Raw genomic sequence first — 12,720 nt, 5'->3', positions numbered from 1 at the left:
CCCCGTCCCTGTCCCTGTCCCCGTCCCCGTCCCCGTCCCCGTCCCCGTGGAGGACCGTCTCAGCGAAGCTTCGCGAAGAACTCGCGGACGTCGCCGACCAGCAGGTCCGGAGCCTCCATCGAGAGGAAGTGACCGCCCCTGCCGAGCTCGGTCCAGCGCACCACGTTGTGGTCGCGTTCGGCCCAGCGCCGGATGGTGACGTCGTGGGCGGAGACCAGCACGCCGGTCGGCACCGTCCCGCGCTGCGGGGTCCAGCCGCCCGCGTCCCCGCCCCAGCCGCTTCCGCCTGTGCCTGCGCCGTCCGTACCGGAGGACTCGGCGCCGTCGGTGTGGTCGGCGGTTCCGCCCCACGCGTTCGTGTCGGTGTCACCGGAGGTCTGGCCCCACGCGTCGGCGTCGGTGTCGCCGGTGGTCCCGCCCCACGCGTTCGCGGAGATCTCCTCGTAGTAGATCTGCGCCGACGAACCGGCCGTGCCGGTCAGCCAGTACAGCGAGACGTCGGTCAGGATGCGGTCGCGGTCGACGCTCTCCTCGGGCAGCCCCTCCTCGGGGTCGGTCAGCTCCTTGAACTTCTCCACGATCCAGGCGAGCTGGCCGACGGGCGAGTCGTGCAGCCCGTACGCCACCGTCTGGGGTCGCTTGGAGTTGCACTGCAAGTAGCCGTCGTTGAAGTTCTCCATCGCCCGCCGGCGCCGCTGCTCGACCTCGGTCAGGCCGTCCATCTCCCCCTCGGCACCGATCGGGAAGGTCAGCAGGGCGTTGACGTGCATCCCGATCACGCGGTCGGGGGCCTGGGCGCCCATCTGGGGGGCGACCCACGCGCCGGTGTCGTAGCCGTGGACCCCGTAGCGCTCGTATCCGAGCCGCTCCATCAGCCGCAGGAGGATCCCGGCCATCCGGGTCGCGCTCATGCCCGGCCCGGCCAGCGGCGTGGAGAACCCGAAGCCCGGCAGCGACGGGACCACCAGGTGGAAGGCCGTGGCGGGGTCGCCGCCGTGGGCACGGGGGTCGCTGAGCGGGCCGATGACGTCGAGGAAGTCCACGACCCCGCCCGGCCAGCCGTGCAGCAGGACCAGCGGGACGGCGTCCGGCTCGGGGGAGCGTACGTGCAGGAAGTGGACGTTCTGCTCGTCGATGACCGTGACGTACTGCGGGTGCTCGTTGAGCGCGGCCTCGTGCGCCCGCCAGTCGTAGCCGGTCCGCCAGTACTCGGCGAGGTCCTTGAGGTAGGCGACGGGCACTCCCCGGCTCCATCCGACCCCGGGCAGCTCGTCCGGCCAGCGGGTGCCCGCCAGCCGCGTCCTGAGGTCGTCGAGCCGGGACTGCGGGATGTCCACGCGGAAGGGGCGCACGTCCTCGTGCGAGGTGTTCGTCATGCCGGTGAATCTGCCAGCCGCTTAGGACGGGATCGCTCCTAAGCGCGTGACATTCTTGACGGCATGACAGAGCCCCCGGCGTCCCAGGCGTCCCCAACGACCTCGGCGCGGCTGCTCACGCTGCTGTCGCTCCTGCAGACCCGCCCCGAGTGGTCCGGCGCCGAGCTCGCCGGTCGCCTGGGCGTCTCCGGGCGTACGGTCCGCAGGGACGTGGAGCGGCTGCGGGGGCTCGGCTACCCGGTGCACGCCGACCAGGGCACCGCCGGGTACCGGCTGGGGGCGGGCGCGTCGCTGCCGCCGCTGCTGCTCGACGACGACGAGGCGATCGCCGTGGCGGTCGGCCTGCGTACGGCGGCGGGCGGCCCGGTCGCCGGGATCGAGGAGACCTCCCTGCGGGCGCTCGCCAAGCTCGAACAGGTGCTGCCCTCCCGGCTGCGCCACCGGGTGAACACGCTGCACACGGCGACCGTCCGGGTCGGCACGGGCGGGCCCCCGGTGAGCCCGGACACGCTGATGGCGATCGCCGACGCCTGCCGCCGCCGCGAACGGCTGCGCTTCGACTACGCCGCGCCGCGCGGGACCGTCGGCGGTGCAGGCGGTGCAGGCGGTGCAGGCGGTGCAGGCGGTGCAGGCGGTGCAGGTGGCGGTGGCGACGGCAGTGGCGGCGGCGGTGGCGGCAGTGGCGGTGATGGCAGCACGGTCAGGTCGGTCGAGCCGCACAGCCTGGTCAGCTTCGGCCGCCACTGGTACCTCGTGGCGTGGGACACCGGCCGCGAGGACTGGCGCACCTTCCGGGTGGACCGGCTGACCCCCCGCACCCCCACCGGCCCGCGGTTCGCGCCCCGGCCGCCGCCGGACGGCGACGTCGCGGCCTACCTGGCGCGCAGGTTGTCGTCGCGGGCCTGGCCGGTGCAGGCGACGGTCACGCTGCACGAGTCCGCCGAGACCGTGGCCGACCGGGTGTGGCCGGGCATGGGCGTCGTCGAGGCCGTCGACGAGGTGAGCTGCCTGCTGCACGTCGGCGCCGAGACCCCGTCCGCGCTGGTCTGGATGATCACATCGGTGGACACCGCCTTCACCCTGGTCAGCGGTCCACCGGAACTGGCCGAGGCCCTGCGCGCCCAGGCCGTCCGCTGCCTGCGCGCCCTGGGCGAGGACTGACGCGACCGGCGTCGACGCGGTCAGGGGTGACGCGGCCGGGGGTGAGGCAGGAAGGGGGACGCGGCCAGGGATGACATGGCCGGCGGTGTCCTCCCGGGCGTTGCCGACGTAAGACGTGGCACGGGTCCACGTCGAACCAGCGCACCCGCCCGTCGGCCCGGCCCATCACGCCCAGCCGGGCGCCGTAGGCGTCGTCCTACCGGTAGGGCATGCCGCGGCGGGCCTCGGTGATCTCGATGTCGAAGATCACCGGCAGGTAGAGCCAGACAATGTGGTTCCGGGTGATGACCAGCGGCCCGCGGCGGCCCGCAGCCCGTCCAGTTCGGCGGTGTCCGGACGCGGCGACGAGGACGCCCAGGCCACGTAGGAGTCGGGACGCAGGAGCAGGGCCGTGGCGGGGGCGTCCTCCGCTCGCCCGGTGACGACCTCCACCCCCTCGGGTGCCGCCCCGGCCGGCAGGCCGTCCTCGGTCAGGTCGATGAGCAGGGGCCGGGCGGTCACGGTCAGGTCGGCCAGCCGGACCGTTCCGGCCCCGGTGCGCAGGACGAGATCGGGGGCGTACCGGCCGGCCAGCGGGTGCGTCGCGGCCGTTCCCATGTCGTAGCGGACGTCGGAGCCGGCCATGAGCGCGGCGATGCGCCCGGCGGTGTGCCGGTCGCCGAGCAACTCGGCGAACAGTTCGCGCAGCGCGGTGACGTCGCCGCCGGGGGCGATGAGCGCCGACTGCGCCTGGGTGTGCATGACCACGCGGCGGGCGGCGGGCCGCCGTTCGCTCTCGTAGGTGTCCAGCAGCCCGGGCGGCGCGTCGCCGCGGATCTCCGCGGCGAGCTTCCAGCCGAGGTTGATCGCGTCCTGCAGGCCGAGGTTGAGGCCGGGCCCGCCGATGGCGGCGTGCACGTGGGCGGCGTCGCCCACCAGGTGCACGCGCCGGTCCCGGTACCGTTCGGCCAGGCGCGTGCTGCCGCCGGCCCGCCTGCGCAGCAGATGCGGGCCGTCACCGTCCGGTGGGGTGAGCGGGACGTCGACGCCGAGCACGCGGCGTACGCTCGCCCGCATCTCGTCGAGGGTCATCGGCCCGTCGCCGTCCCCGGCCGGGTCCCACTCCATGGTGCTCACCAGCGGGGGCCGGCCGGGAGGGGTGGCGAAGACGAACACGCCGCGCTCGTTGCGATGGTGCGCGAACGGCGGCAGGACGCCGTAGCCCGGCACGTGCAGGGCCCCGGTGGCCTGGTCCAGCCACTCGGCGGGCAGGCGGGCGTCGGCGGTCCTGGACACCGTGTCGTCCTTGGTCACGCCGGGGAACGCGATGCCGGACAGCTTGCGCGTGAGGCTGTGCCCGCCGTCGGCGCCGACCAGGTGGCGGGCCGGGAGGCGGTAGGCGCCCCGCGGTCCGGTGACGGTGACGGCGACGGCCTCGTCGTCCTGCGACAGGCCGGTGAGCTCGTGCCCGCGCCGGATCTCCACGCCGAGCTCGACGGCACGGTCGGTCAGGACCTGGGTGACGCGGGCCTGGGGGACGAGCAGCGTGAAGAGCGGGTTGTCCTCCAGGCCGGCCAGTTCCAGCGGCAGCGCGCCGAAGACGAAGCGGGGGACGGGCAGCGGGGGTTCGGTGTCACCGCTGAGCCGTTCGTACAGGCCGCGGCGGTCGAGCATGCTCACCACCTGGCCGACCAGGCCGTTGGCCCGGCGCTCGGTTCCGGGTTCGGGCAGGCGTTCCAGCACGATCGGCCGTACGCCGGCCAGGCTCAGCTCGCAGGCCAGCATCAGGCCGTTGGGTCCCGCTCCGGCGATGACGACATCGTTGATCATTGTGTCTCCCTGTTCCGGGCATGGTGAGGTTCCGGGCATGGCGAGGCCCCGGGCATGGCGAGGTCCCGGGCACGACGAGGTCCCGGGCACGACGAGGTCCCGGGCACGGTGGGACGGCGGGCGCGGTGAGGCGACCCGGCGGGGGAACGGGCGTGGGTCTCAGCGGGTCCCCGAGGACGCCGGTGGCATCCCGCCGGGGCTCCACGGGGTCATCGGGGGGGGCATCGGGGGTCACATCGAGGTCATCGGTGGTTTCGGGGGGATCGTCAGGGGACGGGCAGGCCCGCCCAGAGCCGGTCGAGCGCCTCGCGGACGAGCGGACCGAAGGGGACGGGCGGGTCGGCGCGCAGCCAGTGCTCCATGGCCGTCGAGACGGCGGCGCCGGTGGCGGCGGCGACCAGGGACGGGTAGAGGTCGCGGGCGACGTCGGTGCCGGTCCGCTCGGCGACGACCGCGGCCATCTCGGCCTGGGCGGACGCCATGGCCTTGAGGAACTCGCCCTGCACGTCCGGCTCGGCCAGCATGAGCCGCACGCCGTCGGTCCACTCGCGGCTGGGGGCCCGGTCGACGGTGGCCTCCGGCGGCGGTCCCAGCCGGGCCAGCGTGGCGTTCTTGACGGCCTGCTCCAGGGGCTCGTCCGCCGGGCGGCCGCGCAGCTCGTCCGCGAAGCGGAGCATGCGCTCGGCGTGACGGGACACGACGGCCTCGGCCTTGCCGGAGAAGTAGTTGCGGAAGGTGCGCACCGACACGTTCGCCGCCGCGGCGGCGTCCTCCACGCTCACGTTCTCCCAGCCGCGCTCGACGCTCAGCCGGATGACCGCCCAGCTCAGCGCGTCCCTGGTCTCCCGCTTCTTGCGCTCGCGCAGACCGGGGACCGCTCCGTCGTCCATGGGACCCACCGTAGCCCAAAATTTGCCGCGACGGCAAGATTTCCACATCGGCACATTTTTTTGACCCTCGGCGGGCCGGGGCTCAGGCCAGGACGCGGCCGACCATCCGCGCGTACATCCGTCCCGGGCTCGGCACCGACGACGGGTGCAGGAAGCCCGGCAGCATGGGCAGGTCCACCGCGAAGGGCTGCAGGCGCTCGTAGAGCACGTCGGCGCCGGAGGGGCGCCTGTCGGGGTCCTTCTCCAGCAGCTCGGCGACGAGGCGGTCCAGCGCGGGCGGCACCCCGGTCACCCGGGGCGGGCGCTCCTTCACCTGGCGTTCGAACACGGCGTACTCGGTGAGGCCGGTGAACAGCTGACGTCCGGTCAGCATCTCGTGGATCACGCAGCCGAGGGCGTACAGGTCGCTGCGCGGGCCGGACAGGCCGCTCTGGATCTGCTCGGGCGCCATGTAGGACGGGGTGCCGAGGATCTGGCCCACCCGGGTGAACTGGGCCGAGTCGGCCTCGCGCAGCACGGCCAGGCCGAAGTCGAGGACCTTCACGCTCCCGTCCGGGCAGAGCATCAGGTTGGTCGGCTTCAGGTCGCGGTGGTAGATGGAGAGCGCGTGGGCGGCCGTCAGCACCGCGCAGGCCTGCGCGGCGATCGCCGCCGCCCACGGCACCGGCAGCGGGCCGTGCTCGCTGACCACGTCGGCCACGGTGACGCCCTCGATGAACTGCATCACCTGGAACAGCCGCTGGTCGAAGGTGCCGAAGTCGTACAGGACGGGCGCGCCCGGGTGCTCCAGCCTGGCCAGGATGCGGGCCTCGCGCAGGAAACGGCGCTTGAGCTCCTCGTCGGGGCCGGTGAGGAACCTCAGGAACTTGACGGCCACCCTGCGGTCGAGGTGCCTGTCGTGGGCGCCGTAGACGGCCCCCATGCCCCCCTGGCCGAGCGGGAGGTCGTCGAGCACGTATCGGTCGCCGATGACCATCGACCCTCCCGTCGGCGCGCGGGGCGTCACGCCCCTTGGTCGCACGGCCGCAGATGGCCGTCGACCAGTCCGTCAAAGCCTAGCCGGATCACCGTTTCCCCCAGCGCCCTCGTCGCGCGCAGCCGGTCCTCCAGCTCGAACAGCTCGCGGAAGGCCGTGCCGTACGTCCGCTGGTCGGCCAGGGGCAGCATGGGCACCCGCGCCCGCCGCACGTCCAGGCGGCTGGAGCCGGCGTGGACCCTGGTCCCGTCGGCCGAGCGCAGGAAACCGGCCAGGAACGCCGCGTCGAGCCGCTGCGGATCGACCCGGTAGAGCGTGAGCTGCGGGCCGAGCGCCGCACCGCTCTGGGTGATCACCCTGACCGCGCCCAGCACGCTGGTCACCACGTCGCCCGGCCTGATCATGACCAGCGCAGGGTCGAGGGTGGTACGGCCGGAGGGGGACACGCCCGCCGCGGTGTCGTCGGCGGTCAGCACCGGCAGCGGGCCCCCGCCGGACGACATCCGGGGCGGCGCCTGCAGGATCGTGATCAGGCCCGCCTTGGCCAGCTCGCCCACCGTGGTGGTCGGCAGGTCCTGGCGCTCGGAGAGCGGCTCCAGGGCCGGCGGGGCGTCCGGCAGGGTGGCCGAGGTCGCCCTGAACCTGTCCAGCGCGTCGGTGAAGTCGCGCAGGAAGTCCGGGCCGCCCTGCTGCGGGCGGTGCCTGGCCGGGGTCAGGTCGACCTCGTCGTCGAGCAGGTCGATGATCCGCACCGTGCGGCTGTGGCCGGACGGCTCGGCCTCGGGGTCGTCCAGGTACGCCCGCCAGGCCGGTTCCACGACCGACAGGTCCCCGGAGGCGTCCACCACCAGCAGCCGGGACGGCGGCCGTCCCCCGTCGGGGCGGCGGAGCATCCACAGGTCCGGGCCGCCGGGCGCCAGCGTCATCACGGCCCGCAGCGCCCCGGCCCGCAGCAGGTTGCCGCGGATCCGCTTGCCGGGACGGCGGCCGGCGGCGGCGGGGGGCATCAGGATCGCCACCAGTCCGCCCGGCCGTACGCGGGCCAGGCAGTGCTGCACCCAGGCGAGCTCGGACTCCCCGCGCGGCGGCAGGCCGTACTCCCAGCGCGGGTCCCCGGCGAGCTCCTCGTGCCCCCACACCCGCTCGTTGAACGGCGGGTCGCAGACCACGGCGTCGGCCGTCCGGTCGGCCAGGCCGTCCTCGCGCAGCGAGTCCCCGGCGACGACCCGCGCCCCGGCGCCGCGGAGCAGCAGCCGCACCGCCGCGATCAGCGCGCTCGTCTCGTTGATCTCCTGCCCCGCCAGGACGGTCCTGCGGCGCTTCACGGCGTCCGCGCCCAGCAGCAGGGTCCCGACGCCGCACGCCGGGTCGAGGACGACGCCCCCGCCGCCCGCCGCCAGCCGGACCATCAGCGCGGCCACGTCGTCCCTGGTCACCGAGAGCTGCCGGGAGTGGGCCTCGACGTAGCGCTCGCACAGGAACTCGAACGCCTCCAGCGCGCCGCGTTCGACGGCGAGCTCGGCGACCAGCCGTACGAGGGCCAGGTCCTCCAGGCGGGGATCGGCGGAGCCGGGAAGATCGGTGGTGGCCGCGGCCACCCGGGTGAGAGACTTCACGCCATGATCACGCCAGTCGGCGGGCTCACGGCGCAGGAACAGCAGGAACGCGCCGACCCTGGCCAGCAGCTCGCCCAGCCTGAGGTCGTCGGCCGAGGTGCGCATCCGCTGCCAGACCAGGTCGCCGAGCGAGACCTCGAACGACTTGCCGTTCGCGCGCAACCATCCGGAGATCTCGGGCAGTGAGAAGAGCGGGCTGGAGGCGGTGCCGCCCACCGGCTGGGGAAAGTCCTCGTACCGGCGGCGCCAGTTGCTCACCGCCGCCCTTCCGACCCCGGCGAGGCGGGCGATGTCGCCCGCGTTCACGGTGATCTCCTGGCTCTCCTCCATGGAGGGCCACAGTAGTTGACTGTGCCGCGACGGTCTACAAGGACTTTGCTTGTGAAGTGCTTCAACCAATGATTTACTGCCCTCATGGCACTGAACCAACCACTGGCACTGCGCTACGCGGCCCGCTCGGACGTGGGTGTCCGGCGCGAGGCGAACGAGGATTCGGGCTACGCGAGCGTGCGCCTGCTCGCCATAGCCGACGGCATGGGCGGCCATGCGGGTGGAGAGGTCGCCAGCTCACTAGCGGTCACCGCCGTGGCGTCGCTGGACGAGACCCTGCCCGGCGAGGGGGTCGACCTGCTCGCCGCGCTCAAGGGCGTCGCCAGGGACGTGAACCACACGCTGCGCGAGATGAGCGAGCAGGACCCCGCGCTGCGCGGCATGGGCACGACCCTGACCGCCATGCTCTGGGACGGTGCCACCTTCGCCCTGGCGCACGTGGGCGACTCGCGGGCCTACATGCTGCGCGACGGCGCCCTCTACCAGATCACCCACGACCACACCCTGGTCCAGTCGCTGGTGGACGAGGGCCGCATCACGCCGGAGCAGGCGGCCGAGCACCCGCGCCGGTCGATGGTGCTGCGGGTGCTGGAGGGCACCGGGGACGGGGAGCTCGACCTGTCGCTGCGCGAGGCCTTCCCCGAGGACCGCTACCTGCTCTGCTCCGACGGCCTGACCGCCGTGGTCGGCCCGGAGACGCTGTTCAACACGCTGACCGAGATCTCCGACCCGGACGAGGTCGTCCGCCGGCTGATCGACCTGGCCAACCGTGGCGGCGGCCCCGACAACATCACCTGCATCGTGGCCGACTTCGCGGCATCCCCCTCTCCGGCCCAGGCGGTCCCGGCCGTCGTGGGCGCCGCCGCCGAGCGGAGACTCCCCTCCGAGCCCTGAGCCTCCGGCCCCGCCTCGGACCCCGGAGCCTCACGACCCGGAGTGCCGGATCCGGGCTCCGGGTCCGGGGCTCCGGGGCCGGACACCTCGGGCTCCAGGCTCGGACCCCGGGCTTTGATTCCCGGGCGGTGTGTCAGGACGGGCGGGCCCGCGTCCCGGCGGGACTCACCAGGTCTCGCCGGTGATGCGCTCGTACGCCTCGACGTAGCGGGCCCGGGTGACCTCCACGACCTCCTCGGGCACCTCGGGTGCGGGCCCGGTGCGGTCCCAGCCGGTGCCGGTGGCCCAGTCGCGCACGTACTGCTTGTCGAAGGAGAACTGCGGCCGGCCCGGCTCCCACCGGTCGGCGGGCCAGAAGCGGGAGGAGTCGGAGGTCAGCACCTCGTCGCCGAGCGTCAGCGTGCCGTCGGCCGCCCGCCCCAGCTCGATCTTGGTGTCGGCGATGATCACGCCCCGTCCGGCGGCGAGCTCCGACCCGCGCCGGTAGATCTCCAGCGTGATCCGCCGGAACTCCCCGGCGGCCTCGGCGCCCTCCAGGGCGACCACGTCCTCGAAGGAGATGGGCTCGTCGTGCTCGCCCAGCGGGGCCTTGGTGCTGGGGGTGAAGATCGGCTCGGGGAGCCGGGAGCCGTCGACCAGGCCGGGCGGGAGCGGCACGCCGGAGACCGTACCGCTCGCCCGGTACTCCTTCAGGCCGCCGCCGGTCAGGTAGCCGCGCGCGACGCACTCGACCTTCGCCATCTCCAGGCGCCGGCACCGTACGGCGCGTCCCTCGAACTCGGCCGGCACGTCGGTCGCCGAGATCACGTGGTTGGGCACGATGTCGGCGAGCCGCTCGAACCACCACAGCGACAGCCTGGTGAGGATCTTCCCCTTGTCGGGGATGGGGGTGGGCAGGATCACGTCGTACACCGACACCCGGTCGGACGCCACGAGGACGATGTCCCCGCGGTCCTCGTAGACGTCGCGGACCTTCCCGGAATGAAGAAGCTTCACTGCGTTCCCTGCTCTCGCACGGCCCGGCGGCCCCCCGCGGGTCACCGGTCATCGACCGCCCACCGTATTGGACGCGCCCGGGCCGCCGTGCCGGGTGGTCGGGCCGTCGTCGGACGAGGCATCGCCGAGCCGGGCCATCGGCATGCACCAGGCGGCATGCACCAGGCGGCAGGGGCCAGGCGGCCGGGACCAGGGGCCGGCGGGATCAGGAGGTCGGCGGGATCAGGCCCAGCAGGCGGCAGCAGCGCAGCACGGCCCCGGCGTCCCCGTCGAGGCGGAGCCTGCCCAGCACGACGGCCTCCAGCGGGTCGAGCCGGCCGGCCCCGATCTCCACGAAGGTGATCGCGTCGGTGACGGCGAGCAGGTCGGCGGCCGGGGCGCGGCCGGGCGTGAGCCGGGCGGTCCCCTCCCTGATCTCCAGGTGGAAGACCTCCTCGCGCCCGTCCTTGCCCGCGATCTGGAACTGGTAGCACTCGTCGGGGCCGTCCGGGGGCGGCGTGCCCATCATGGCCTCCACCGCGACCAGCGACCACTCCGGGCGCACCTCGTCCTGCGGGTCCGGCTCGGCCAGCAGCGGCATGCCCCACCGGGCCAGGCCGAGCACCGTGGGACGGAGCGACTGGCCGAGCCCGGTCAGCCGGTAGCGGCGGGCCCGGCCGTCCGGCTCGGAGGTGAGCTGCTCCACCACCCCGGCCTCGCCCAGCAGCTTCAGCCGCACGGCCAGCAGGTTCGTGCCGATGCCGGGCAGGTTGGCCAGCAGCTCGTTGTAGCGGCGCGGCGCGACCAGCAGCTCGCGGACGATGAGCAGCGTCCAGCGCTCACCGATCACGTCCAGGGCCGCGGCCAGGCCGCAGTACTGCCCGTAGTGTCTGCGCCCTTCCTTCATTGAGCCGACTTTACTCGCGTTAGGTATAGCGATGGACGCTCAGCGCCGGGTGAACAGCGCCTGGATCAGATAGGGCATCGCGAGCTCCTGGAAGTCGAGCTCCGGGTGGTGGTCGTTGATGGCGCCCTCGAAGACGAGGATGCCGAGCAGCGGGAAGATGAACAGGGGGTCGGCGTGCAGCCCGTGGCGGCGCTGCAGCTCGAAGAGGCCGGCGGCGAAGCGGAGCAGGTCGAAGTCGGCGGCGCGGGCGCCGGTGACCGAGTCCACCAGGGCGACCATCTCGGCGGTGAACGCGGCGGGGTCCAGCCCGGCCGGGTGCCGGGCGGTGGAGAGCACGATCTCGGCGCAGCGCCGCCCGTTGCCGGTGCCCATCCGGAAGAAGAACTCGGTGAAGGCCCGCCGCGCCGTCTCGGGGAGCCGGACCACGAAGCCCGCGTCGATCATCTGGACCGTGCCGTCGGGCATCGGGTAGAGATTGCCCGGGTGCAGGTCGCAGTGGACCAGGCCGTCCAGGAAGAGGATCTTGTAGATGCCCGACAGGGCCGTCTCCACCGCGCGGACCGACGCCTCGGGGCCCAGCTCGGCGGGGGAGATCCTTCTCAGGCCGGGCAGGTAGTCCATCACGAGCAGCCCGCGGGAGGTCCTGGCCGCGTCGGCCAGGACGGGGTGCGGCAGCGGCACCCGGATCCCCTCGACGGCCTCCAGCGCCGCCGAGAGCCGCACCAGCGCGTCCGCCTCGGCGGTGAAGTCGAGCTGCCCGGCGACCGCCTGCGACATCTGGCGGACCGCGGCCACCGCGGGCAGCCCGCGCATCAGCGGGGTGCGGGCGAGCAGGGCGGTGCCCCAGGCGAGCAGCCGCAGGTCGGCGGCGACGATCCGCTCGACGCCCGGCCTGCGGATCTTGACCGCCACCTCGGTGCCGTCGAGCAGGGTCGCCCGGTAGACGCAGGCGATGCTGCCCGAGGCCACCGCCTCGGCGTCGAAGCGGGCGAAGACCGTCTCCGGCGGGGCGCCGAGCCGGGCCTCCAGCAGCGCGCGGGCGGTCCGCGGGGAGATGGCGGGGACGTCGTCGTACAGGCGGGAGAAGGCCGCGCAGAGCTCGGCGGGGAGCAGGTCGAGCCGGGTGCCGAGCAGCTGGGCCAGTTTGACGAAGGTGGGGCCGGCCCGGTGCAGCCGGGCGGCGACCGCGCGGGCGGTCGCGGCGGGCAGGGCCCGGCGCCGCCCGGTCAGGACCGCGACGGCCCACAGGCCGGCGACGCGGGCGGCCACACCGGCCACCGTACGGGTCACCGTGACGACGCGTCCCGGGACCGCGCTCCCACCGACGCGCGGGAGCGCGCCGGCGGGCCTGGCGGCGACGCTGGTCACCCGCTGAACTGGATCAGTTCGACGACGTTGCCGCTCGGGTCGGCGACACCGAAGTACGGGCCGACCGGGCTCTCCTGCAGGGACTCGTGGAGCAGTTCGGCGCCGGACTCGCGGAGCCTGGCGAACTCGGCGGCGACGTCGGCGACACCCAGGTTGATCATGATGCACGCGCCCGACGGGTAGTCGGCCTTGGCGGGCCGCTCGGCGAGCTGGAGCACCAGCCGCGGGCCGTCGTTGACGAGCTCCACGAAGTACGGCGCTCCGGCGTCGGAGCGGACGGCGAACCCCAGGGCGTCGGTGTAGAAGGCCACAGCCTGGTCCATGTCGTGCACGTTCACGCTGATCACCGCGATTCGCGCCGCGTTCTCGGCCACGGGAAGCTCCTTGTCCGTCGTTCGGTGCGGGATATTAAAGCTAG

10 protein-coding genes and 2 pseudogenes are annotated in these 12,720 nt (G+C 73.8%); 3 read left to right on the top strand and 9 right to left on the bottom strand.

Translation table 11 applies throughout. The annotated features are described in order from the left end of the window. Positions 1–59: 59 nt before the first annotated feature. Positions 60–1,376: an epoxide hydrolase family protein gene (locus ACLQ2R_RS20385; protein ID WP_425961668.1), complete on the bottom strand. Its 1,317-nt coding sequence runs from the start codon at positions 1,374–1,376 to the stop codon at positions 60–62. Between the two features lie 63 nt (positions 1,377–1,439). Here ACLQ2R_RS20385 and ACLQ2R_RS20380 point away from each other — a divergent pair. Next, positions 1,440–1,637, top strand: a pseudogene (locus ACLQ2R_RS20380) (helix-turn-helix domain-containing protein); the annotation flags it as partial. 429 nt (positions 1,638–2,066) lie between these two features. Next, positions 2,067–2,537: pseudogene (locus ACLQ2R_RS20375) on the top strand (WYL domain-containing protein); the annotation flags it as partial. Between the two features lie 246 nt (positions 2,538–2,783). On the opposite strand, the gene ACLQ2R_RS20370 reads toward ACLQ2R_RS20375, so the two are convergent. From ACLQ2R_RS20370 to ACLQ2R_RS20355, 4 genes are all read right to left on the bottom strand, one after another. Then, positions 2,784–4,346, bottom strand: a complete 1,563-nt coding sequence (locus ACLQ2R_RS20370; protein ID WP_425961666.1) for an FAD-dependent monooxygenase — start codon at positions 4,344–4,346, stop codon at positions 2,784–2,786. A gap of 266 nt (positions 4,347–4,612) precedes the next feature. Further along, the gene (locus ACLQ2R_RS20365) at positions 4,613–5,236 is read right to left on the bottom strand and encodes a TetR family transcriptional regulator (RefSeq protein WP_425961665.1); all 624 of its coding nucleotides are present in this window, start codon (positions 5,234–5,236) and stop codon (positions 4,613–4,615) included. 82 nt (positions 5,237–5,318) lie between these two features. Next, a complete protein-coding gene (locus ACLQ2R_RS20360) occupies positions 5,319–6,212 on the bottom strand; it encodes a serine/threonine-protein kinase (protein WP_425961663.1) in 894 nt (297 codons plus the stop codon). 26 nt (positions 6,213–6,238) lie between these two features. After that, positions 6,239–8,158, bottom strand: a complete 1,920-nt coding sequence (locus ACLQ2R_RS20355) for an HsdM family class I SAM-dependent methyltransferase (protein ID WP_425961661.1) — start codon at positions 8,156–8,158, stop codon at positions 6,239–6,241. 84 nt (positions 8,159–8,242) lie between these two features. Between ACLQ2R_RS20355 and ACLQ2R_RS20350 the strand changes: the two genes are divergently transcribed. Beyond that, positions 8,243–9,052, top strand: a complete 810-nt coding sequence (locus ACLQ2R_RS20350; protein ID WP_425961659.1) for a PP2C family protein-serine/threonine phosphatase — start codon at positions 8,243–8,245, stop codon at positions 9,050–9,052. Positions 9,053–9,217: 165 nt separating this feature from the next. Here ACLQ2R_RS20350 and ACLQ2R_RS20345 read toward each other — a convergent pair whose 3' ends face one another. The 4 genes from ACLQ2R_RS20345 to ACLQ2R_RS20330 all read right to left on the bottom strand — a co-directional run bounded on the left by ACLQ2R_RS20345 (position 9,218) and on the right by ACLQ2R_RS20330 (position 12,676). Further along, entirely contained in the window at positions 9,218–10,048 is an 831-nt protein-coding gene (locus ACLQ2R_RS20345; RefSeq protein WP_425961657.1) for a phosphoribosylaminoimidazolesuccinocarboxamide synthase, read from the bottom strand. A gap of 205 nt (positions 10,049–10,253) precedes the next feature. Continuing rightward, positions 10,254–10,934, bottom strand: a complete 681-nt coding sequence (locus ACLQ2R_RS20340; protein ID WP_425961655.1) for a winged helix-turn-helix transcriptional regulator — start codon at positions 10,932–10,934, stop codon at positions 10,254–10,256. Positions 10,935–10,973: 39 nt separating this feature from the next. Beyond that, a complete protein-coding gene (locus ACLQ2R_RS20335; RefSeq protein WP_425961653.1) occupies positions 10,974–12,302 on the bottom strand; it encodes an ABC1 kinase family protein in 1,329 nt (442 codons plus the stop codon). Next, positions 12,299–12,676 carry a VOC family protein gene (locus ACLQ2R_RS20330; RefSeq protein WP_425961651.1) on the bottom strand — a complete coding sequence of 126 codons (378 nt, stop codon included), beginning with the start codon at positions 12,674–12,676 and terminating at the stop codon, positions 12,299–12,301. Before ACLQ2R_RS20330 ends, ACLQ2R_RS20335 begins: the two co-directional genes overlap by 4 nt. Positions 12,677–12,720 lie beyond the last annotated feature (44 nt).

It is taken from the genome of Streptosporangium sp. DT93 (assembly GCF_049844535.1).
In the GTDB taxonomy this organism is placed as follows: Bacteria; Actinomycetota; Actinomycetes; order Streptosporangiales; family Streptosporangiaceae; genus Streptosporangium.
This window is presented reverse-complemented; position numbering and strand designations above follow the sequence as displayed.